Origin of the sequence: uncultured Streptococcus sp. (assembly GCF_963511325.1) — a bacterium.
Taxonomy (GTDB): domain Bacteria; phylum Bacillota; class Bacilli; order Lactobacillales; family Streptococcaceae; genus Streptococcus.
The window spans coordinates 44617-67019 of record NZ_CAUPII010000001.1; the positions used below are offsets into that span (position 1 = coordinate 44617).

Sequence of the window (22403 nt, forward strand, 5' to 3'; positions counted from 1 at the left end):
ATTTGATGCTTCTATATATTGTGTAAAAAACAGTATTTATCCACTATATTATACAATATTCTGTTAAATATAAAAGTAGTATCTTTCAGAAGAAAAGAACTTGTAATATTTTTAAAATATTTTAGAAATAAAAGTCAATAAAAAGTAGTCGAACATCAGCTGTACGACTACTTTTTTATAAAATTATACCTGACTATAGACTTCTTTGCTATTCGTCTTGGTTGCTTTAGCAGAATTCTTCCAAAGGTTTGGATTGATGAAAATAGTGACGATTGCTAGTATTGCAAACCCAATCCCAACATACCAGTAGGGTGCATCCAAGGTTGTTGAGCGTCCTGAAAGATTGACAATCCCGCGGAAAAGTGTACCTGCTGTAATAATCGCTACTGCCGAATTCCATAGATTTAGACTAATACGAGAGAAATGAGGGAGAATCTTGAGAAAGATTGCTAGTAGAATCCCCCCTACAAGAGGTGCTGCAAATAAATAGTGCATATGAACAGAAATTTCTCCAAAACTAAAAGCTTCGTAGATTCTAGAAAATGCAAAGAAGAAAATAGTGATTAGTGTATAAGAAATGACCGTTTTTTTAAATCGTTTTTTTCCAAAATTAGTAACCAATGTAGACAATGTCACTCACCGCCCTTTCTGAAATTTTATTTCCACCAGTCGTTGGTTTATTGATAACCTGACCGTTGAAGTAAAGTGTAGATGATCCACCACCATCAAGGTTGTAGGCTGTTTTTGCTCCATAAGATTTCATAACCTCAGCAAGCTGATAAAGAGAGAGACCTTCACTTTCAGAGGTACGTCCATCTGAAACCACGATGATATAGTGGTTTTCATCGATAATACCAATAGCTGTACGAGGATTTGAAGCCATGGCCTGTCCTACTTCTGTATTGGTATCAACTGCAATTTCACCATTTTCGACCAAGGCTGGTCCAAAAGCCAAGAGATTGACGACACCGTCATTTACTAGTTGCTCAGCTGAGATCTGATCTTCGTAAATAACCTTGAAAGAGCCATCTTTATAAATAGCTAAGTCACCATTACTAGAATCTTCGCGAACAGTATCACGATAAACTACTCCATTACGGATGACATAACCTGTAGAGTTAGCACCATAGTAATCCCCGTTTACTGCTAAAATGGCATTGTTGTCAGCTGCAGTTACAGAGGTTTTTGCAGTTACGTTAGTTCCATAAGCATTTTGAGCGAAGGCAGTTTTCAGATAATCTGATGAGCTCAGAGTAATATCAGCAACGTAGACTTGGGTATTATTGACCGTCGTTTCAGACAAATTGACGGAAATATTGTCATCTTTATAACTAGAGTCAGTGACAGTAGCTGTCTTAGCAGCTTGACTTGCTGCTGCAGCATTGGAACTTGTGCTAGTTGTGGCAACTGTCGAGATCGTTTCAGCGAGGACAAAGGTCTTTAGCATGGAGTAACTAAAGGATCCTGTCAAGAGTAGGCCAAGAACTGAGGCGTAAGCATAGCGTTTCTTTAAAAATTTCATAATACAGTTGATGTCCTTTCCTTAAAGATGAATTTCTTCTGCACTGTCCAAGAGACAGCGAAGAGAAGGATGCCGACGATAACTTTGGCAATCAGAAGGTTGATTCCAAAGACTGTAAAGAAGAGACGAATCAGTAGCGTGTCTAAGACAAAGAGTCCGACTGCTAGACCAAAGTACCCCATACCTGTTTTTACAAGGCTATCGTCATTTTTAAAGACTAGTTTTTTATTTGTAGAATAGTTGAAAATAGAGCTAGTTACACGAGCGACTCCGTTTGCTAGAAAAATTCGTAGACTCGTAGGAACTGTCGGCAAAATCAAAATTGCTAGGGCGTAAACGACATAGTCTACAACAAAGCTACTGAGAGATGATAAGGCAAATTTAAAGATATTTTTATAAATCATGAGTCCGTCTTGGATTGGGCGGAAGTGTGAAGCCTCATTGTCATTAATATAGACAGTTTCAATAGGAACTTCTAAAATCTCGTATTCTTTCGTTGCTTCGAGCAACATGTTCATTTCATATTCGTAACGTTGGCCTTCAATCTTAAGCATAAACGGTATCAAGTTTGTAGTAAAAGCACGAAGACCTGTCTGCGTATCTGTTACTCCTACTCCTGTTTGAAGCTTAAAGAGAGCTTTGGTTAAGCTGTTACCAAAACGGCTACGAAGGGGAACTTTTCCAGAAAAGGCACGTACACCCAAGATTAGCTTGTTTGGATTTTCGGAAGCTTTATTAGCCGTGCGGAAAATATCCCATACCTTGTGCTGTCCATCCGCATCTGCTGTGACAACCGTACCATAAATGTTTTGTTCTTGGATATAAGTAAAGGCTGTTTTTAGAGCCTGCCCTTTACCTTGGTTCACTTGGTGACGAATGACAGTAGCAAATTGTTTTGCTTTATCAAAGATTTTTTGGCACTCTGATGAACTGCCGTCGTCTATGACTAAGATATGAAAATCACTCTTTTCGTGAATTTTTTCGATAAGTTTGATAAGTTGCTTATCTGGTTGATAAGCTGGAATGACTATGTAGTTCATATCGATACCTCTTTCTTTGATGATGGTATAACTATACAGAACATCGCTTAAAGATACCTTATATCAGTTTTCTTTAAGATTCGGTTTAAAAAACTTTAAGCTTAATAAAGGACTTATCAATTAATGAAAAATATATTTTGAATTTTCAGATAAAAATAAATATACAAAAATCCTCAAATAATATCTGTATCTGAGGATGTATCTAATCATACAATGAGAGTTCTTAATCTATCTTCTCTCTTAATCTTTCAACAAAGAGATAAGCTGCGGGGCAGGTTAGAGTATTTTTAATAGTAAGATTATTGATTTGGTAAATCTTCTTACGATCAGTATGTGGAAATTCACGACAGGCTTTGGGACGGACGTCGTAGATGGAACAAAGATTATCGCCTCCTAAAAATGGACAGGGCATTGACTTAAAGACTTTATCACCGTCTTCATCTACTTGCAAAAACTCAGCTTCAAAGGCTGGCAATTTCATTTTAAAGTATTTTGCGATACGTGTGATATCTGCTTCTTTGAAGTCTGGACCAAGACTCTTGCAACAGTTAGCGCAGGCTGTACAATCAATTTCAGTAAAAACTTCTTGATGGATTTCAAGGGCAATTTTATCCAAATTTTTAGGTGCTTTCTTTTTCAGATTTCCTAAAAACTTCCGATGCTCTTTTTGTTTTTGCAAGGCTAGTTGGTGATAATATTCGATATCGATTTCTTTTGACATAGTTTCTTTCTATTTTTTTAATGTTGAAACAAATATTTTGAGTTTATACATAAAATAAATTATGTATAATTGCTTTAAGACATAATTTTAATAAACATGAGTCTCTCCATGCAGAACGAAAACTACTGCTATACTATCATTCTTTCTAAAAAAGGTTTGATGCAGTTGGTTAAAATGCCTTCTATCCATGATTTTTGTGCGGATGATAGGTTTTCTGCATTTAAAGACTCCTTTAAAAAATCACGTACCTGGTCGGGTGCTATTTCAAACTCAAAAGCCTTCATTTTGTAGAAAAAATCAAATAGATTATTAGATAGGTATTCTCTTGAAAATGGGATTTCTCCAGTTTTTCGATACATGGTTAAAAGTCGAGAAAAGAGAGCTTTTTCTTCTGGAATATCTTGAAAATAAGAGTTTAACAACCATACTTGCTTTTGTCTTCTTTCAAGGAGATCTTGACTAGCAATACGTTGATCCTTTTCTAGTTCTCTTTGGTATTGTTTTGATTTTATAGAACGTTCTGTCCGATTTTTACCGAAGAGAATCTTTTCCCACTGGCGTTCTTCTAGAGTCAGTGTTTCGCTCAGTCCAAAGTAATCTTGATAGGCACGTTCAGCTGGTCCCATTGCTAGAACCAGGTTATCCGCATATTGTTTAGCAATCTTGTCTCGCTTCTTTCGTTCCTTTTCTGCTTTGATGCGAAGTCCTTGCTCATAGTCAATTTTTTCTTTTCCTAGTTTAACTAGATAGAGTTGATCGTCCGATTTTCCAAGTAGAAAGGGTTTAATAAATTTCTCAAGGACTTCTTCCATACGAGCTTTCTTCACAGGCTCTGCCTTAGTCCAACTTCCACCTTGAAAAACCTCCAAAAAGAGTTGATAATCCTTTTCTGGTGAGAATTGATTACCTCGATTTGACTTGAAAGCTCCCTTTTCCCATAGCCAGTTGATCAGGCGCTCATCAAAATCCGTTTTATTAACTCGAATGGCTTCTTTTTTCTGGGCCTTTCTGGTTAGATTTTCAAGCTTTCTGAGAAGTTTTTCTTCCTCTTCTAGCTGTTGATCTAGGCCAATTCTTTGGAAATGACGCACACAGTCACTCCCAATGGGAAAAAGTCGTTTGCCAGTAACTCCGTTAAAAAGTTCATAAGCATACTTAATAGCATTACCGCAGACACAATTGCTTCGACCGATTCCATTAAAAATCAAGGAAACTTCACTCCATTCTTTGGTAGCTTGTTCCCAAGTATCGGCTTTAGATGCCTCTAAAACTGCATCATATAAGTTTTTTCTAACAGGAATGGACATGATGTCTCCTTTCTTTTTAGAGTTTAACGACTTCTACTTGGTCTTTACCAAGTAAAATCAAATATTTCTCAACTGATTCTATCTGATAAGAACGAGATAGAGCTTCTGCATAGAGAGATAATTGACCTCTATAACGTTCAATCAGTTGACTAGCTTGGTCATAGCGGTCTGTCTTGTAGTCAAAGAGAACAATTTTATCATCGTAAACTAGATATCCATCTAAAATTCCACGGACAACAAAATCTTCCTGACTCTTAGCATCTCTTTTCAACATTGAGAAAGGTTGTTCTCGATAGAGTTTATCTTGATTTGCAAGAATCTCTTGACCTAGAGCTGTATCAAAGAATGACAAGATTTTTTCTAGATTAACTTTATCTTTAATAGCTGTACTAGCCTGAACTTGCTCCAAGGCTTCTGTCAAGGTTTCCAAAGTAGGTTTCTTAGCAAGATTGATTCGTTGCATCAATTCATGAGTAGCACTACCAATTTCAGCTCCAGTGACTTTTTCTGTCTTGGAGAACTCTGGAAGTTCAAACTGAATAATAGTTTCTTTTGGTTTAGATTGACCAGCTACTACTACACCTTCCATATCCATGACTGGTTCATAGAACTTTTTAATCTGACTTGGCGTTTGAACACTTGGAAGATTAATTGCTGCTCGGTGGACTTGATTATAGACTTCCACTTCTTTCAGCATTTCTAAAGCTTCCTTAATGGTATCAGATTGACGGTTGCTTGCCTGAGAAAGATCTTGGAGATGGCTTTTAGTTTCCAACTTACCGATAGCTTCTTCTGTCAGTTGTTCTTCACCCTCGAAACGAACACTAAAGTGTAAGTCCTCTTTAGAAAAAGCTTGATAGATGGCCCAAATCCAGTCCTGGAAATTAGTAGCATCTAGTCTAGTTTCTCGAGTCAAAAGACCTTTTCCATTTGTCGGATATTCTTTAGACTCCAACTTTTCTCGTGATCCCTTTCCGACTAGATAGAGTTTTTTCTCAGCCCGAGTCATGGCTACATAAAGTAAACGCATCAACTCAGAATAGCTTGCTAATTGAAGCTCTTCCTCATTTTGACTATAAGTCAAACTTGGGATTGATAACTTAATCGTAGATGGAACATATTCCTCTTTGGCATTTGTAGCTACTCTAGCAACATACTTGAGCCCAAGGCCATTTTTACGACTTAGGATAACTTCAGACATGGAATCTTGCTTATTAAATTGCTGATCAATATTAAGGATAAAGACATAAGGAAACTCAAGGCCCTTACTTTTATGAATACTCATAAGTTCTACAGCATCCTTAGGTGGTGCCACAGCGACATTGGCAAGATCATGCTGGGCTTCCAAGACTTGGTCAATCATTCGAATAAAGCGAGATAATCCCTTGAAATTACTCTTTTCAAACTGATCGGCTCTTAGGGCTAGGGCGTAGAGATTTGCCTGTCTGGCCTGACCATTTGGCAAAGCGCCAACATAGTCATAGTAAAAGCGGTCGCTATAAATTTTCCAAATGAGATCATAAAGTGAATGCGTTTTGGAATACAAACGCCAATCTTGGACGGTTTCCATGAAAAAGCCTAGCTTCTTTTGTAATTCAGCTTTGATTAAATCCTTTTGAAGACCAATTTTCTCCTGAGCATTGACTAGTTTCTCATAAAAGTTTTCTTGAACCTTATCCTCGGATTTCTGAAGGGCTAATCGAGCCAATTCATCTTCATCAAAGCTAAACATCGGAGACTTCATGAGAGCTACTAAAGCGAAATCTTGAAGAGGGTTATGGATGACACGAAGGGTGTCTAACATGACTTGGACTTCCAAAGATTGTAAATAGTTGCTTTGAGCACCATCTGTCTTGACTGGAATCCCATGCTCAGACAAGGCAAGTAGAACCTGGTCATTGCGACTTCTGCTTGCAGTCAAGAGAGCAATGTCCTTGAAGGGCACACCTTTATCATTGTGGAGATGCAATATCTCCTTAAGAACCATTCGCATTTCACCAGTCAATTTGTTGGTTGTAAGATTTTCTTCGTCATCAGTATCGCCAGCTTCATCCTCATCATACAAGAGGACTTCTGCCTTGTTTTCAGGATTTGCTTGAATATCAGTATTCCCAAAAACAAGCTGATGCATACCGTCATAAGAAATCTCTCCAACTTCCTCGTCCATAAGATGCTTAAAGACGTCATTAGTAGCATCAAGTACTTCTGAACTACTACGGAAGTTTTCCTTGAGCAGAATTAGCTGACCTTCTTTGCCATTCTGAGCAAAACTGTGGAATTTTTCATTGAAGATTTGGGGATCTGCCTGTCTAAATCGATAAATGGACTGCTTAATATCTCCTACCATAAAACGATTATGACCGTTTGAGAGGAGTTCCAGCATTCTTTCCTGGATGTGGTTGGTATCTTGGTACTCATCGACCATAACTTCGTGGAAGCGTTCCTGGTATTCTCGACGAACCTGAGGGTAGTTTTCTAAAATTTCAATGGTATAGTGGCTAATATCAGCAAATTCAAAGGCATTTTCTTCACGTTTACGTTGTCGATAAGCTACAACAAAATCCCTCATGAAGACTTGGAAAGTCTTTGCCAAGTCCCAAGAAGCTTGATGGTAGTCTTCTTGGAATTTTAGTAAAGTGATTTGATCATTGAATTCAATCAGCTTTCCAAACTTGTCTTTTCTCTCTTGGTTGTATGCTTCTTTCAGTTCTTGAAGTTCAGCATTACGACTAGCATTTGTAAGAGCACGGCCACCCTTATCCTTAGAAATACTTACAACTCGCTCTAGAACTTCTTGATATTGATTAAAAGTTGATTCGTTGGTTAAAGCACCAATTTCATCAAGAATTTGTTGGACAGATTCTAAGTAGGCTGCTTTTCCAAATTCCTTGGCATCATTCTCTAAATGGTAACGGAAGAAACTTTCTAAATCCCAAAGTTTTTCTTTTATAGCATCTGCGAGTTTTTCTTTGGAAACTGTAAAATCGGCCTTTTCAAATCCTTTTAAGAAAGATTCCTCTAGCCAGGCCTGAGGATTACTTGTAGATTGCAAAAAGTCATAAATCATGTAGACCTGTTTACGCAATCCACGTGCATCCTTGCTTTTACCTGCAAAGTTCTTGACCAGGTGACTAAACTTGACTTGTTCTTTACCTTGGTAGTGACTTTCAAAAACTTGACGAAACACTTCGTTTTTTAAGAGGAGTTGCTCACTTTCATTCTGAAGAATGCGGAAGTTTGGAGCAAGGTCGAGAAGATAACCATGCTTGGCCAGGAATTTCTGGGTAAAAGAGTCCATGGTCCCGATCGCAGCATTGGGTAAATCAGCTAGTTGTCTGCCGAGGTGTTTTTTTAGTTCTACATCTTTCGTTACTTGGATTTGTTGGCTGATTTTCTTTTCCAAGCGTTCTTTTAACTCGGTTGCTGCCTTTACCGTAAAGGTTGAGATAAAGAGTTGGCGAATTTCTACACCACGCGCTAGTTGGTCAAGAATTCGTTCAGCCATGACAAAAGTTTTACCTGAACCAGCAGAAGCTGAGACTAAAATATTTTGACCAGAACTATAGATTGCTTGAATTTGTTCAGCCGTTTTCTTAGGTTTCTTGTTAGACTGAGCTTCTGCTATTTGTAACTCTTTAATCTCTTCTTGGGTTAAAAATTTCATCGCTCCAACTCCTCTCTGATTTTATTAAACCAAGCTTCCTTGGCATTGCTCTTGGCAACTTTCTCTAAAAATCTCGCCTGACCTAGATGGTAATTGGCTTCAAAACCTGTAATAGCTTGATATTGTTGAACATAGGGTGCAATGCTTCTACCGTTTTCTGTATAAGGGTTGATCGCAAATTCACCAGATAAAATCTTCTCTGCCGCTTTTTTGTAGAGAAGGGCATTATAGTCTAACAATAACTGGAATTCCTCATCTGACAACTGATAAGTCTTATTTTTATTGTAGAACTCTCCAAGGTGTTGCATCTCTTTTTCAAGAAAGAGGCCTTGGTATTTCATAGTCTTATTCGTTTCTGCTACTGCCTTAGAAAGAGTTTTAGCAGTTTGTAATGACTGAATTGGTTCAGCCATTTCTAGGTACATAGCTCCAAAGAAGTCTCTATTCCCTTCTTGCTTGAGGGCAGCTAGATAGGTTGGTAATTGCGAGTTAAGACCATTATAAAACATAGGGAACTTGAACTGAGTCAAAGAAGACTTATAATCTACAACACCGATAGCTCCATCTGATTTTAGACGGTCAATTCGGTCAACCTTACCACGAACATAGAGATTTCGACCATTACCTAGCTGAATAAAGGCTTGTTCCTTGCCACCAAAGACTGCCTCTTCCTGAATCGTTTCAACATCCGCATTATGTCGAAGAATATGTCCAGTAGCGCGTGCGACATCCAAGAGGACTTCCTTAGTAAATTGAGCCTCCAAACTCTCCTGATAAATAGCTTGAAACTCACGTTCTTGACTGGTTTCAGAGATAGCTTGTTCTAAACGACGATCAAAGGATTCATCGCTCGGCATTTTCAATGCCCGCTCAAAGATACGATGCAAGAAATTCCCATGGCTTCGAGCATCAGGTTTCAGACGCAATTCTTCTTGCAAGCCTAATACATAACGAAGGTAATAACTATATTCATTACGGTAAAACTCCGTTAGTCCAGAAGTAGATAGATAGAAATCTTGATCTTCAGGATACAAGGCTTTCAAAGTTTCAGAATCTAAAGTCTTGCTCTTTGGACTTGTTGGTAAAACTGGATTTTCCAAACCTTTGCCTTCCAACTTTTTACCCATCACACGAGCCAAAACCTTGACAAAGGTTAAGTCTTGGTCGCTTGTCTCCATCTCACCTTGCTGATGATAGGCAACCAGACTAGACAAAAGACTGTGATAAGAACCAATGTCATCTTTCGATAGATTTTTTCGATCAATTCTCTTTTCAATCTTGCTAAAACCAAAGTCCTGCAATTCTTTCAGATAAACTGACTCTTTACTCTCATTTTCATTGAGTAAACTTGGTGCTGATAAGACTAATTGCTTCCTAGCAGAGTTGACCAAAGAAAGCATAGTATAGCGATTCTTCTTGAGGTTTTCTTGACTTGCAATCAGTAATTGAGAACCTTCTTGAGTCATTTGATTCAAGGATTCTCTTTCTTCATCGCTCAACAAACTGGTGTTCTGAGCAATTTTGGGCAAATGATCTTGAGTTAAACCAATTGCATAGATGTAATCAGCTGTCAAGGGTGCAATCAAATCATAACTCTGCACCAGGACAGTATCTACTGTTGCTGGAATTGTACGGTAATTTGACAAGCTCATACCTGAATGAAGAAGTGCCAAGAAATCATCTAAAGTGACCTGAGAACCTTCAAATACAGTTGCAAATTGCTCCATTACGTGGCAAAATGCTTTCCAGACCTCCTCTTGTCTTTCTTGCTCTGCTACTTCCATCGTTGCAGATAAGGTTTGTAACTGCTTGGTCAAATGAGAATCTTTCAAAAAGTTGTTCCATTTTGCAAGAAGATTCTCAGCTTTTTGCTTACGACTAGATAATAAAGTTTCTAGTGGATTTAGAACACGAACACGAAGCTTATTTAATTTTTCTAAATCAAACTTTCCATGATATGACTTTGTGAATTCTTGTTTAAAGTTAGAAAGACCATCAATACCTAGATAACGAAGATATTGTTCAAAGCTATCAATTTCCTCTTGGTTAAGGTCAGTATACAAGCCAGTGCGTAAGAGATTAATCAAATCTTCTTGACGGAAATTGTATCGTTTCAAACGCCCGATGGATTCTACAAATTGAGTTAGAGGATGATGAGCCATAGACTCACTCTTGCCCAAATAAAAAGGAATTTGATATTGATTAAAAATTGTCTGCAAGGACAGTTTATAGGACTCTACGTCACCAAGTAGGATTCGAAAATTCTTATAGCTAAGTTCTGGCTCTTGGTGCAATTTCTGGCGAATACTACGAGCAACTAACTCCAGCTCTTCTTTTTGTGTCAGACAAGACCAGATTTGCAAGTCCTTTCTATCTTCGTCATTCACATCTAAACTAATTTCAGAATAATCATAAGCACTTTCCAGTAATTTTGAGGCTTTGGCAAAGGCATCAAGTTTCTCATGTTCTTGATAAGTATTTTCTGCCTTAGTCTGATATTTAAAGGCCAAATGTCTCAAAAACTCAACACTGGCTTGATAGAGGTTACCTTCACTAAATGGACTTGTATAAGCTTTTTTAGTCGCATAAGCCCCGATAACAATTTCAACACCCTTACGATAAAGTAGATCCACTAGGTGTTCTTCTTCTGCAGAAAATCGGGTAAAACCATCAATGACTAGGGCAATCTTACTAAAATCACTACTTACCTTATTCTCTTCAATAGCATCAATCAGATACGATAATTGACTTCCTTGCGAAACTTGACCTTGATTTAGATAAGCTGTTACTTTTTCAAAAATTAAGAGTAAATCAGAGCGTTTATCAGCGTCAGATAGACTTTCTAAATCCAAAAAGCTCATCTTTGCAGTTGTCATTTCATGATAAATCTCAATCAGTTGTTGGATGAATTGCGGATCTTGCTTAATAGCCCCGTAAACTCGCAAATCCTTAGCGTCTATCTCAGACAAACATTTATAGAAAACCATGCCCAGACCAATATCATCGAGACTAGACTTCGCTGGTATATCGTTTAAAACCAGATAACGAGCCATTTGAGCGAAGCGCGTGACTGTGATCGCAAAAGAAGCCTGCTGACTCAAGCACTCCAGCACGGCACGTTCCTTTTCAAAAGAAAGAGAGTTAGGAGCTATGTAAAAGACTCGTTTGCCTTGGGCAACCAGTCCTTGAGCCTCCTTGGTCAGGATTTCTGTCAAAGAAGTCCGAATATCGGTATAAAGTAGTTTCATCTCTGCCTCGTTTGATTTTTTCATTACCTTCCATTATACCATTTTTTGACTGCTAATCCTATAAATAGAGGGCTCTTTAACATCTCAAGAAAAGAAAAATGCCAGAAATTTTCGGCATTGATTGATAAGCACTAGCTTCCTGAAAATAGATTTACCCATAATTCCCAAGATGCAGTGATGTTAATCATGATATGGAGCAAAATAGGATAATAGAGAGAATGAGTTTTTCGGTAGAGGAATGCTAAGATTGCTCCTCCACTTGCATAGGTGAAAAAGGCGAGTGGTGTTAAACCTGAACTGACATGCACATAGCCAAAGATACAGGCTGATAGTAAAACATCTCCATACCAAGGTGAATCTTTCAAAAATGTTTTCATCAGAACTCCTCAATAAACCAATTCTTCTGTAATTGGTCCTAGTAGACAAACAATAAGTAAAAGATAAGGTAACTCTTGTCGCCCTGTCATCTCAATCGTTTCATTTAAAGCGATTTGATTGGACGTGGCTGGGGTTAAAAAGGAAAACACAGTATCTGAAAAATAATTGACTCCATAAGCAAGAAGCAAATAAACTGGATAACTCCATTTCCACTTCAACTCAAGCATTTTTCTACCTTCGAATACTAGTAAATATAGCATAGCTAGAAGAATAACGATAAACTCTAAAAAAGCAAGAATTTGAAAAAATTCTCGACTAGCAGGTACAAGCCTACCTGCAAAATGATTAAAAATCCACCAAAACCATGTCTTCCTATAAATAATTACTAATAAAGCTAGTAAAATCTGTACTGTTCTTCTTTTCATGATAAACCCTCTGCTTTTTTATCCATTATCAGTATGTTGCGAGTTTAGTATAGCATATATTTGCAAAAAAGCTTCTTCCAATCATGAATTGTAATCGAAACGTCCTAAATTGACATAGTAATCCTTATTTCATCCAAAATATGCTATAATATAAGCAAAACTCGTGAAAAGGAACTACTATGATTAAACTACTTGCTCTTGATATGGATGGAACCCTACTCAACGAAGCCAAGGAAATCCCTCAGGCTCATATTGATGCCATTCATAAGGCTATCGAAAAAGGTGTTAAACTGGTTCTATGTACTGGTCGTCCTCTCTTTGGAGTTCTTCCCTACTATAAAAAACTAGGCCTAGATTTGCAGAATGAATACGTTATTGTCAACAATGGTTGTTCTACCCACCAAACCAGTGACTGGGGCCTTGTTGACTGGCGAGAACTTAGTAAATCTGACATCGAATACCTGAATGACCTGGCTGAAAAGAGTGAGGTCCAGTTGACTCTCTTTGACGAAGAACACTACTTCGTTCTCGGAGGTAAACCGAATCCTATCGTTCAATATGATGCGACACTTGTCTTTTCTGACCTGACTGAAATTTCACTAGAGGAAGCTACCAGTGGTAAATATCGCATATTCCAAGGTATGTTCTTAGGTACAAAAGAACAAACAGATGATTTTGAACAACGATTTGCTGATGAACTTTGTCAGAGATTTAGCGGAGTTCGTTCACAACCAGTTATCTATGAAGCAATGCCACTCGGTACAACCAAGGCTTCTGCTCTTTCTCGTTTGGCTGAGATTTTGGATATCCAACCTTCTGAAATCATGGCAATGGGTGATGCCAATAACGATATTGAGATGTTAGAATTTGCAGGGCTTGGGATTGCCATGGGAAATGCTAGCGACTATGTCAAATCTCTCGCGGATGCCGTAACTGCCAGCAATGAAGAAGATGGTGTTGCACGCGCTATTGAGAAATATATTTTGTAGAATACTAAAAAGCAACTAACAGTTCATTCTGCTAATTGCTTTTTTTCTGTATTAAATTAAAGCTGTCAATGCGGTAATAATCCCAAAAACAATACCTGGTGCATTGGCTGCTGCCAAAGGAATATCACGTTCTTTTTTAAAGAGTCCGTAGTATACCCAAAGACTGCAGTTAATTGCAGCTACTGCTGGTTGGATAAAGTTTCCTTTTTGACCCGCAAGGTTGTTCATAATTTGAGGAATATATGAGATATACATCATAACAGACATAAAGGTTGCAATCCAACCCAATGTTTTCATTTGTTTTTCAGACATTTTCTTCTCCTTTCAAAAAACAGTCTCAATTATACACTATTTTTTTAAATCATGTAAGCAAAATACTTCTTTGTTAAGAAAATGTAAACTATCACAAGATTGTGATAAGAGGAACAGAAAAAATGGCGGTGGGACAGAAATCGATAGACAAAGTCTTGATTTCGTAGTCCCAGCCCCGCGAGGATGATTAGGAGCTTTTTGGAGTCTAAAAGACGAACAAAAAGTTCAATCAGCTACCGCGTCAAAGTTTGATTGCTAATAAAAAATGAGGTCGAGATCTTTGGTCCCAACCTCATCTTATTCATTTAGAAAGCTTACTTCTTTTCAATCGGTGCTACACTGGCTAGGAGTTTTTTGAGGCCGACTTCTGGGAAATTGATTTTCAATTCCTGAGTAGATCCACTTCCTGAAACTTCTAGAACAGTTCCTTCGCCCCATTTCTTATGAAGGGCAATATCACCAATAGACCAGCTTGTCTCACTAGAAGCCGATTTGCTATTAGACGCAAATTGTCCAAAAGGTAGTCCTTTTGATTCAATTGATCTTGGTGCTGCGTTGCGTTTACGATCTTGTAGAGCTTGAGCTAGGCTCATGCCTTGACCAAAGGCGACACCTCCACTACTATAGGATGCTTTGAAGCTACTATTAGCAGGACGCGCCAAACCTTGATAAGTTAACAAATCTGAACTAATCTCATTGATAAAGCGTGTTGGGCGATTATAGTTCGTTCGACCAAATAGCAAGCGTGAGTTAGCATTAGTCAGATAGAGAATTTTCTCTGCACGCGTGATACCGACATAGGCTAGACGGCGTTCCTCTTCTAGTTCATCCATGTCTTCTGCTGCACGACTAAGTGGAAAGACATTTTCTTCCATTCCAATTAAGAATACAACTGGAAACTCGAGTCCCTTGGCCGCATGGAGTGTCATCAAGGTTACTTCTGATGTTTCCTGACTGCCAGAGTCTGTATCTGCAATCAAGGCCAAATCGTTCAAGAAGCGACTGAGCTTATCCAAGCCATTTTCCTCTTCCTGATTATCTGGATTATCATCAAAGTTCTTGGTAACAGAAAGGAACTCTTCGATATTTTCAACACGAGCCTTGCTTTCCAAAGTCGCCTGGGCATTGAGAATATCTACGTAGCCTGTCTTTTCCAAGACTGCTTCCACTAACTCAGTAATGCTTAATTGATCCAGTTGCTCCCGCAAATCAAGAATCATATTGGCAAAATCCCAGATTGACTGGGCTGCCTTACCTTTAATACCTGATAACATGATGTTAGCTGAAGCATCTAGCATAGACATATTTTGTAGGTTGGCAAAGTCACGGATTTTATCTACTGTTCCTGGTCCAATGCCACGCTTTGGTTCATTAATAATTCGCTCAAAACTGATATTATCACTCAAATTGGCGATGAGATTAAGATATGCGATAATATCACGGATTTCCTTTCGGCTATAGAACTTAGTTCCACCGACCATAGTATAAGGAATATTAGACTTAAGCAGAGCTTCTTCAATGGTACGAGACTGGGCATTAGTACGGTAAAGAACTGCAAAGTCCTTGTGAAGGAAGTTTTGACTACGACCAAGTTCATCAATGGTTTTGGCGACAAAGACAGCCTCGTCTTGTTCATCATTAGCACGATAGTAGACAATCTGTTCCCCATCCGCATTTTGAGTCCAGAGATTCTTAGGACGACGATTTTTATTGTTTTTGATGACATCATTAGCTGCTTGGAGTATGGTTTTGGTTGAGCGGTAATTTTCCTCCAATAAAACAACCTTGGCTTGAGGATAATCCTTCTCAAAATCCAAGATATTCTGCATATCAGCACCACGCCAACCGTAGATAGACTGGTCAGCATCCCCAACTACGCAGATATTTTGGAAACGAGAAGCCAAGAGTTTAACGAGTTGATACTGAGCATGGTTGGTATCTTGATACTCATCAACATGAATGTACTGGAACTTCTGTTGGTAATAAGTCAAAACATCGGGATTTTGATCAAAAAGACGTAGAGTCAACATAATCAAGTCATCAAAGTCCACCGACTCTGACTGACGAAGTTCTTTTTGATAGGCCGTATAACACTTAGCTACAATTTGAGTGTACATATCTCCTGCCTGGGCACCATAAGCAACATCGTCAATCAGATCATTCTTAGCATTGGAGATGGTTCCCAAAATAGTGCGTTCATTCCATTTTTTAGGATCCAAGTTCAACTGCTTGAGAATACGTTTCATGAGCGTTCGCTGCTCTCCAGGATCCACAATCGTGAAATTGCGATTATAGCCAATGTGGTCCGCATCGTGACGTAGGATGCGCACGCACATAGAGTGGAAGGTCGCGATCAAACAATCCTGGGTAGCTGGATTGAGTCCATAAGCACGCTCCTTCATTTCACGCGCCGCTTTATTGGTAAAGGTAATGGCCAAGATATTCCATGGGTTGACCATCTTTTCATCAATTAAGTAAGCAATACGGTGGGTTAAAACACGAGTCTTACCAGATCCCGCCCCCGCCATGATCAGCAAAGGTCCTTCTGTGGTTTGAACGGCCTCGGCTTGACGGTCATTCATCCCCTTTAATAATTCGTTCATTTTCTCTTCCTTATTCTTCAAGTCAATGTTTCTATTATATCAAAAAAGTTTGAAAATAACTTTTCTTAGGAGCCTTCTGATTACTTTAGGAGATTAGACAAGAAAAGAACACTGGATGAGTGTTCTTAGTAATTTTTCTATTAATCCTTTATAGACTGCAAAAGCGTCATTAGGGTTTGGGCAGAACGACGTCCTGCCTCTACGATAAATTCATCAAAGGAAACGGATGCTTCATGGTTGGCATTGTCACTCATGGCACGAACGACTAAGAAAGGAAGGTTCAAAGCCTGAGCTGCTTGAGCAATGGCTGCCCCTTCCATCTCTACAGCAAGAACTTGAGGGAAATGTTCTTTTATCGCTTTGATTTTATCTTCTCCAGCAACAAAACTGTCTCCTGTCGCAATCAAACCTAAATGCCAAGTTTGGTCCAGTTTAGACAAACTCTCTTGAATAAAGCTGATAAACTTTTTGTCTGATTCAAAATAGAGAGGCTGTTGAGCCATTTGACCGTAATCATAGCCAAAGGCAGTCACATCAACATCGTGGTAGGCAAGCTTGTCTGCAATCACTACATCCCCTACTGCGATTCCACTTGCCACTGCACCAGCAGAACCAGTATTAATCACTGCATCGACTTGAAAGTGATCCGCTAAGATAGCGACACTCATAGCAGACATGACTTTACCAATACCACTCTCTACAAGTACAAGCTCAACAGAACCAATCTTACCAGTATGATAGCTATTTCCCAGAACCTTTTCTTCACTGGCTTCGTCCAAGTGTTGAATCAAGTAAACTAGCTCTTCTGGCATAGCTGCAATAATTCCAATTTTCATGATAGACCCCTTAAATAAATCTCATTGCTAGAATCAACAAAATCAAGAGAAAAATGACTGCAAAAAGAATCTTGTTTAATTTAGAATTAAAGACATTTCTCTTAGTATTTTCAATCCGACGACTTTTGTGAATAGAAGGTTCAACTTCGATGGTCAGGGTATCCTGGCTAAAACCATGATCTCTGGTTCGTGAATAGCCAAAATTTTGAGAAGAAGTCGGTAAAATCTTAGTTTCCTCATCATCTAGCAAGGGAGGGCCTGAGATGTCCTCTCCACGATTGGCACGTTCAATCATTTCATCTGTTAATAAAGGTTTACCCATGGGTTCCTCCACTATTTTTTTGTAATTCCCAGTACTGAATAGCCATGATAGTCTTGGCATCACAAATATCACCTGACTGGATCAGTTCTTTAGCTTGGTCAAGACTGACTTCAAGTAACTCTAAAGTCTCATCTTCATCCTGAGGACGAGGATTTTCAACTTTTGTCAAATCACTTGCCAAGTAAAGTTTTAAGCGCTCGTTACAAAATCCAATCGCAGAGTAAAAATCATAGAGAAGGCTTAATTTACCAGTATAGGCTGCTTCTTCTTCTAATTCACGAAGTGCTGCAGCTTCTGGATCTGCATTCTCCCCTACTTCAAGCTTACCTGCAGGAATTTCATAAGAGACTTTTTCAATTGCCTTGCGATATTGTTTAACAAGGACAATCTTATTTTCTGGAGTAACTGCAAGAACGCAAACTGCCCCATTGTGGAAAATCAAATCACGTTGCGCTCTACCTTTTCCAGAAGGTAGTTCAACCTGATCTTGAACTAGCTGAAAAATAGGTCCTTTATAAATTTCTTTACGACTAAGCGTCTTTTCTTCAAATTCCATCGTTAGCTCCTATTTATTGTTAGGATGATGAGGGAGGCGAGTTGCATATTCATCCTTATTGACTTGACGCCCTCGTCCAATAGCAATGGCATCAGCTGGGACATCCTTAGTAATGGTTGAACCTGCCCCAACAAGAGAGTTATCTCCGAGTTCTACTGGAGCAATGATGGTTGAATTTGAACCAACGAAAACATTGTTACCAATGGTTGTTTTAAACTTGTGTTGACCATCGTAATTTACAGTGATGGTTCCTGCACCGAAGTTGACATCACTACCAACTTCACAGTTACCAATATAAGTCAAATGACCAGCTTTTGTATTTTCACCGATGCTTGAACCTTTGACTTCAACAAAGTTCCCGATATGTACATCTTTCGCAAGGCTTGAGCCTGGACGGATATGAGCATAAGGTCCAACTGTAACACCATCAGCAACCGTGCTTTCTTCAATCATCGAGTTTGTAATCACTGCCCCTGAACCGATAGTGCTATCAAGGATATAAGTTCCATTGGTCAAAACAGTTCCTGCACCAATCTTACTAGAACCTTTGAGGGTTACATTTGCTTCAATTTGAACTTCTGGAGCAATCTCAACATCGATGTCAATGTAAGTAGCTTCAGGATTCACAAAACTAACTCCATTGACCATATGCGCTTGGTTAATACGGCGACGCATGATGCCTTCAGCTGTCGCAAGGGCAACACGGTCATTAACTCCGAGACTTTCATCAAAGTCTTTCAGAGTATAGGCTCCGACTTTTTCTCCAGCTTCACGGAAAATGCCGATGACATCAGTGATGTAGTATTCGCCTTGGGCATTGTTGGTGTTGATATTCTTCAAAGCTTCAAAGAAACGAGCATTATCAAAGACATAGGTTCCTGTATTGATTTCCTTGATTTGTTTTTCAAAATCAGTCGCATCCTTCTGCTCCACGATACGAAGCACTTCAGCATTCTCGTTACGAACAATACGCCCATAACCAAATGGATCTTCAGCTTCTGCAGTTAGGATTGTCGCTACATTCTTGTGATTAACGTGGAAATCAATCAAGTTCTTAAGACTTTCACCAGTAATGAGTGGTGTGTCACCAGCAATAACCAATGTTTGTCCAGAAAGTCCTTCAAGAATTGGCTCAGCCATCATAACCGCATGACCAGTTCCTAATTGCTCAGACTGTCTTACAAAATCAGTTTGACCAGCTAAAACTTGCTCCACAAGTTCTGCCTTATGTCCAACAACCGTTACTGTTTTTTCAGGATTGATGGCCCCTACACTACGAAAAACATGCTCAAGCATTGAAATTCCTGCAACCTTGTGCATGACTTTTGGTAGATCTGACTTCATACGAGTACCTTTACCCGCTGCTAAAATAACTGCATAATTTGCCATAATTTTCTCTTTTCTATAGAAATTCCCTTATATTATATCATAAATTTGCTTTTTCAAACACAAAAGATGGTAAATGCTCTAAAACATCGCATTCTCTAGATGATTTCGAGTATTTTTTTTTGATTTTTTTCACCATTTACGATACACTATAAAGGTATGAGAAAGAAAATAAATCCTGTTTTTATTTTTACTGTATTAGCTACTCTCGTGGGTATTTTAATCATCAATAGACCCAAGTTCGAAGACCATCCAGTCAAAACAAAGCAAAATCCAGTTCAAGTAGAAACTCAAGCTTTACATAATATCAACAAGCCGATTATTGATGTTTCTGGCTGGCAAAGACCATCAGAGATCAATTATGACACCTTAACTCAAAATATTTCAGGTGCAATCGTTCGGGTTCATAGTGGAGCTCAAGCTTCTGTTGAAAATGATGCTTCATTTAAAAATGGGGTTGATAAGGCTTATAAAGAACATATCACAGAATTTCAAAAACGGAATATTCCAGTCGCTGTTTATGCCTATGTAGCTGGTAAAAATGTCGAAGAAATTGAAAAAGCTGCCGAAGTTTTTTATAATGCTGCTTCTCCCTATAATCCTAGCTACTATTGGTTGGATGTTGAAGAAAAGACTATGTCTGACATGAACCAGGGTGTTGAGGCTTTTCGTGCTAAATTAGCTTCATTGGGTGCAAAAAATATCGGTATCTATGTTGGTGTTTACTTTATGGAGGAACATAGTATCAGCGTTGATAATTATTCAGCTATCTGGATACCTTCCTACGGAACCAACTCAGGTTACTATGAAAGTGCTCCAAAAACAGATCTTAGCTATGACCTTCACCAATACACTTCACATGGAAATCTTGGTGGATTTGAACATCACCTCGATTTGAATCTCATTTCTTCATCAAAGAACAAGGAAGAAACCTTTAGAAAATTGTTTTTAAATCCTTAATCACTATCACAATAAGCAAGTCAGACATTGCTTTCTGCTTGCTTTTCTTTATTTTTCAGTATTAAATTACTGTTTTATCTTTATAGAATATGAATCTCGGAGGAACTCTATGTTATCATGGCTATCAAAAATTATTAAGGGAATTGTTATTGCTCTCGGTTTCATTCTACCAGGGATTTCTGGCGGCGTTCTGGCTGCTATCTTAGGAATTTATGAAAGAATGATTCGTTTTCTTGCCCATCCTTTTAAGAATTTAAAAGAAGATGTACTCTTTTTCCTTCCTGTCGGTATTGGGATGCTTCTAGGTATCGGACTTTTCTCCTATCCAATCGAGTATCTTTTAGAGAATTATCAAGTGTACGTATTGTGGAGTTTTGCTGGAGCTATCATTGGTACCATCCCAAGTCTTGTCAAAGAATCAACTCGTGACTCTGATAGAGACAAGGTTGACCACATATGGTTTTGGGCAACCTTCATCATCTCAGGTATCGCCCTCTACGCCTTGAATTTTGTAGTAGGTTCTCTATCTGCAAGCTTCCTTAACTTTACACTGGCTGGTTGTTTGTTGGCGCTTGGTATTTTGGTTCCAGGGCTTAGTCCTTCTAATCTTCTCTTGATTCTTGGCCTTTATGGCCCTATGTTAACAGGGTTCAAGACTTTTGATTTGTTAGGAACCTTCTTACCAATTGGGATTGGGCTTCTTATCACTCTGATTATCTTCTCAAAATTCATGGACTACGCTCTTCGCCTATATCACTCACGTGTGTATCATTTTATCATTGGAATTGTACTATCAAGTACACTTTTGATCCTTATTCCAAACGCTGGCAATGCTGAAAGTATTAGTTACAGTGGTTTGTCACTAGTTTCATATGTACTGATTGCTTTCTTCTTCGCACTAGGGATTTGGTTGGGAATCTGGATGAGTCAATTGGAGGATAAGTATAAATAATGGCAAAAAAAGTAAAAGTCAAGAAAACCTTGGTCCAACAAATTTTAACCAAGGCAGGAATAAACCATACGGGTATTCAAATTAATGCCCTGGAAGGTGAGATGCCTCAAGGTTATGAAAAGAGTCAGATTTTTAAGACTCTAGCACTTCTGGGAGATAAGACTGGACCCATTATCGGCATTCTTCCTATCACTGAACACCTTTCTGAAAAGAAGCTTGCTAAGATTTCTGGTAATAAGAAAGTCAGCATGATTCCACAAAAAGACCTCGAAAAGACAACAGGCTATATCCATGGCGCCAATAATCCAGTTGGAATTCGTCAAAAACATAACTACCCTATCTTTATCGATCAAAGTGCACTTGAGCTTGAAGAAATGATCGTTTCGGCAGGTGAAGTTGGGCATAGTATTATTATCAACCCAAAAGACCTTGCAAGCTTTGTTAAAGCAGAATTTGCAGATATTATAGAAGGACAATGATCAATGAAACTATACTTTGTTCGCCACGGTAAAACTCTTTGGAATCTTGAAGGACGTTTTCAAGGGGCAAGTGGTGACTCACCACTCCTTGAGAAATCCATTGAGACCTTAAAACAATTGGGCCAGTATCTCCAGGAAATTCCATTTAATGTGATTTATTCTAGTGATCTTCCTCGTGCCGTAACTTCTGCTCAGATTATCCAAAGTCAACTGAAAGATAGCTGTCCCTTACAAGAAACATCCCTTCTAAGAGAATGGCAACTTGGAAAACTTGAAGGAGCAAAATTTGCAACTTTAAAAGCAATCTATCCCGATCAAATGAATGCTCTCCGTAGCAATTTAGCGAAGTTTGATTCGACTATGTTTGGTGCTGAGTCCGTTTATCAAACAACACAACGAACTATCAATTTTGTTAAATCACTTCAAGATCAAGATTTTGATCATGTTTTAATCGTCGGTCACGGAGCCAATCTCACAGCCAGCATTCAATCTCTTCTTGGCTATGATACTCCACTACTTAGAAAAGATGGTGGTTTAGCAAATGCAAGTGTTACTATTCTGGAAACCCAAGACTTTAAAAACTTCAACCTCATAGTCTGGAACGACACTTCTTATCAGAATTAGAACTGAACTTAACTATCACTGTTAAGTTCTTTTTAGATTTTGTAGAATATCCGTGAATTTATTTGACTTTTATGATAAA

The 22403-nt window shown here is 38.5% G+C and carries 18 protein-coding genes and 1 pseudogene; 5 read left to right on the forward strand and 14 right to left on the reverse strand.

Features of this window, described 5'->3' with window-relative positions:
• Nucleotides 1-183: 183 nt before the first annotated feature.
• The 8 genes and pseudogenes from RQ973_RS00215 to RQ973_RS00250 form a co-directional block, all read right to left on the reverse strand.
• On the reverse strand, nucleotides 184-630 hold the full coding sequence (locus RQ973_RS00215) for a hypothetical protein (protein ID WP_311522386.1): 447 nt from the start codon (nucleotides 628-630) through the stop codon (nucleotides 184-186).
• Nucleotides 611-1522 carry a phosphodiester glycosidase family protein gene (locus RQ973_RS00220; RefSeq protein ID WP_049526308.1) on the reverse strand — a complete coding sequence of 304 codons (912 nt, stop codon included), beginning with the start codon at nucleotides 1520-1522 and terminating at the stop codon, nucleotides 611-613. The genes RQ973_RS00215 and RQ973_RS00220 overlap by 20 nt, the downstream gene beginning before the upstream one ends.
• A complete protein-coding gene (locus RQ973_RS00225; protein WP_311522301.1) occupies nucleotides 1519-2562 on the reverse strand; it encodes a bifunctional glycosyltransferase family 2/GtrA family protein in 1044 nt (347 codons plus the stop codon). Before RQ973_RS00225 ends, RQ973_RS00220 begins: the two co-directional genes overlap by 4 nt.
• A 223-nt stretch (nucleotides 2563-2785) precedes the next feature.
• Nucleotides 2786-3283: a YkgJ family cysteine cluster protein gene (locus tag RQ973_RS00230; RefSeq protein ID WP_049509707.1), complete on the reverse strand. Its 498-nt coding sequence runs from the start codon at nucleotides 3281-3283 to the stop codon at nucleotides 2786-2788.
• Nucleotides 3284-3411: 128 nt separating this feature from the next.
• On the reverse strand, nucleotides 3412-4590 hold the full coding sequence (locus RQ973_RS00235) for a hypothetical protein (protein ID WP_311522304.1): 1179 nt from the start codon (nucleotides 4588-4590) through the stop codon (nucleotides 3412-3414).
• Between the two features lie 16 nt (nucleotides 4591-4606).
• Nucleotides 4607-8254: a helicase-exonuclease AddAB subunit AddA gene (gene addA, locus RQ973_RS00240; protein WP_311522306.1), complete on the reverse strand. Its 3648-nt coding sequence runs from the start codon at nucleotides 8252-8254 to the stop codon at nucleotides 4607-4609.
• Nucleotides 8251-11502, reverse strand: coding sequence for an ATP-dependent nuclease subunit B (gene rexB, locus RQ973_RS00245; protein WP_311522388.1), 3252 nt, complete (start codon nucleotides 11500-11502; stop codon nucleotides 8251-8253). Before rexB ends, addA begins: the two co-directional genes overlap by 4 nt.
• A 131-nt stretch (nucleotides 11503-11633) precedes the next feature.
• Nucleotides 11634-12305: pseudogene (locus RQ973_RS00250) on the reverse strand (lysostaphin resistance A-like protein).
• Between the two features lie 179 nt (nucleotides 12306-12484).
• Between RQ973_RS00250 and RQ973_RS00255 the strand changes: the two are divergent.
• Entirely contained in the window at nucleotides 12485-13294 is an 810-nt protein-coding gene (locus RQ973_RS00255; RefSeq protein ID WP_311522307.1) for a Cof-type HAD-IIB family hydrolase, read from the forward strand.
• 51 nt (nucleotides 13295-13345) lie between these two features.
• Here the strand turns inward: RQ973_RS00255 and RQ973_RS00260 are convergent, their stop codons facing one another.
• The 6 genes from RQ973_RS00260 to glmU all read right to left on the reverse strand — a co-directional run bounded on the left by RQ973_RS00260 (nucleotide 13346) and on the right by glmU (nucleotide 19312).
• Nucleotides 13346-13606 carry a SemiSWEET family transporter gene (locus tag RQ973_RS00260; RefSeq protein ID WP_311522310.1) on the reverse strand — a complete coding sequence of 87 codons (261 nt, stop codon included), beginning with the start codon at nucleotides 13604-13606 and terminating at the stop codon, nucleotides 13346-13348.
• Between the two features lie 314 nt (nucleotides 13607-13920).
• On the reverse strand, nucleotides 13921-16209 hold the full coding sequence (pcrA, locus tag RQ973_RS00265; protein ID WP_311522312.1) for a DNA helicase PcrA: 2289 nt from the start codon (nucleotides 16207-16209) through the stop codon (nucleotides 13921-13923).
• A gap of 140 nt (nucleotides 16210-16349) precedes the next feature.
• Nucleotides 16350-17045, reverse strand: coding sequence for a 5'-methylthioadenosine/adenosylhomocysteine nucleosidase (locus RQ973_RS00270; protein WP_311522313.1), 696 nt, complete (start codon nucleotides 17043-17045; stop codon nucleotides 16350-16352).
• A gap of 10 nt (nucleotides 17046-17055) precedes the next feature.
• A complete protein-coding gene (gene macP / locus RQ973_RS00275; RefSeq protein ID WP_060955683.1) occupies nucleotides 17056-17367 on the reverse strand; it encodes a cell wall synthase accessory phosphoprotein MacP in 312 nt (103 codons plus the stop codon).
• Nucleotides 17360-17923, reverse strand: a complete 564-nt coding sequence (locus RQ973_RS00280; RefSeq protein ID WP_311522314.1) for an NUDIX hydrolase — start codon at nucleotides 17921-17923, stop codon at nucleotides 17360-17362. Before RQ973_RS00280 ends, macP begins: the two co-directional genes overlap by 8 nt.
• A gap of 9 nt (nucleotides 17924-17932) precedes the next feature.
• A complete protein-coding gene (gene glmU, locus RQ973_RS00285; RefSeq protein ID WP_311522316.1) occupies nucleotides 17933-19312 on the reverse strand; it encodes a bifunctional UDP-N-acetylglucosamine diphosphorylase/glucosamine-1-phosphate N-acetyltransferase GlmU in 1380 nt (459 codons plus the stop codon).
• A 156-nt stretch (nucleotides 19313-19468) separates the two neighbouring features.
• Between glmU and RQ973_RS00290 the strand changes: the two genes are divergently transcribed.
• The 4 genes from RQ973_RS00290 (at nucleotide 19469) to RQ973_RS00305 (ending at nucleotide 22324) form a co-directional block, all read left to right on the forward strand.
• Nucleotides 19469-20269: a glycoside hydrolase family 25 protein gene (locus RQ973_RS00290; RefSeq protein ID WP_311522317.1), complete on the forward strand. Its 801-nt coding sequence runs from the start codon at nucleotides 19469-19471 to the stop codon at nucleotides 20267-20269.
• A 109-nt stretch (nucleotides 20270-20378) separates the two neighbouring features.
• On the forward strand, nucleotides 20379-21221 hold the full coding sequence (locus tag RQ973_RS00295) for a DUF368 domain-containing protein (RefSeq protein WP_311522318.1): 843 nt from the start codon (nucleotides 20379-20381) through the stop codon (nucleotides 21219-21221).
• Nucleotides 21221-21700, forward strand: coding sequence for an aminoacyl-tRNA deacylase (locus tag RQ973_RS00300; RefSeq protein WP_075230859.1), 480 nt, complete (start codon nucleotides 21221-21223; stop codon nucleotides 21698-21700). The genes RQ973_RS00295 and RQ973_RS00300 overlap by 1 nt, the downstream gene beginning before the upstream one ends.
• A 3-nt stretch (nucleotides 21701-21703) precedes the next feature.
• Complete coding sequence (locus tag RQ973_RS00305) at nucleotides 21704-22324, forward strand: histidine phosphatase family protein (protein WP_311522319.1); 621 nt, start codon at nucleotides 21704-21706, stop codon at nucleotides 22322-22324.
• Nucleotides 22325-22403: the final 79 nt, after the last annotated feature.

Excerpts from the sequence above, each read along its gene's own strand:
- RQ973_RS00220 (WP_049526308.1), bottom strand. The coding sequence starts at position 1,522 with ATGAAATTTTTAAAGAAACGCTATGCTTACGCCTCAGTTCTTGGCCTA.
- RQ973_RS00225 (WP_311522301.1), bottom strand. The coding sequence starts at position 2,562 with ATGAACTACATAGTCATTCCAGCTTATCAACCAGATAAGCAACTTATC.
- RQ973_RS00230 (WP_049509707.1), bottom strand. The coding sequence starts at position 3,283 with ATGTCAAAAGAAATCGATATCGAATATTATCACCAACTAGCCTTGCAA.
- RQ973_RS00235 (WP_311522304.1), bottom strand. The coding sequence starts at position 4,590 with ATGTCCATTCCTGTTAGAAAAAACTTATATGATGCAGTTTTAGAGGCA.
- addA (WP_311522306.1), bottom strand. The coding sequence starts at position 8,254 with ATGAAATTTTTAACCCAAGAAGAGATTAAAGAGTTACAAATAGCAGAA.
- rexB (WP_311522388.1), bottom strand. The coding sequence starts at position 11,502 with ATGAAACTACTTTATACCGATATTCGGACTTCTTTGACAGAAATCCTG.
- RQ973_RS00255 (WP_311522307.1), top strand. The coding sequence starts at position 12,485 with ATGATTAAACTACTTGCTCTTGATATGGATGGAACCCTACTCAACGAA.
- RQ973_RS00260 (WP_311522310.1), bottom strand. The coding sequence starts at position 13,606 with ATGTCTGAAAAACAAATGAAAACATTGGGTTGGATTGCAACCTTTATG.
- pcrA (WP_311522312.1), bottom strand. The coding sequence starts at position 16,209 with ATGAACGAATTATTAAAGGGGATGAATGACCGTCAAGCCGAGGCCGTT.
- RQ973_RS00270 (WP_311522313.1), bottom strand. The coding sequence starts at position 17,045 with ATGAAAATTGGAATTATTGCAGCTATGCCAGAAGAGCTAGTTTACTTG.
- macP (WP_060955683.1), bottom strand. The coding sequence starts at position 17,367 with ATGGGTAAACCTTTATTAACAGATGAAATGATTGAACGTGCCAATCGT.
- RQ973_RS00280 (WP_311522314.1), bottom strand. The coding sequence starts at position 17,923 with ATGGAATTTGAAGAAAAGACGCTTAGTCGTAAAGAAATTTATAAAGGA.
- glmU (WP_311522316.1), bottom strand. The coding sequence starts at position 19,312 with ATGGCAAATTATGCAGTTATTTTAGCAGCGGGTAAAGGTACTCGTATG.
- RQ973_RS00290 (WP_311522317.1), top strand. The coding sequence starts at position 19,469 with ATGAGAAAGAAAATAAATCCTGTTTTTATTTTTACTGTATTAGCTACT.
- RQ973_RS00295 (WP_311522318.1), top strand. The coding sequence starts at position 20,379 with ATGTTATCATGGCTATCAAAAATTATTAAGGGAATTGTTATTGCTCTC.
- RQ973_RS00300 (WP_075230859.1), top strand. The coding sequence starts at position 21,221 with ATGGCAAAAAAAGTAAAAGTCAAGAAAACCTTGGTCCAACAAATTTTA.
- RQ973_RS00305 (WP_311522319.1), top strand. The coding sequence starts at position 21,704 with ATGAAACTATACTTTGTTCGCCACGGTAAAACTCTTTGGAATCTTGAA.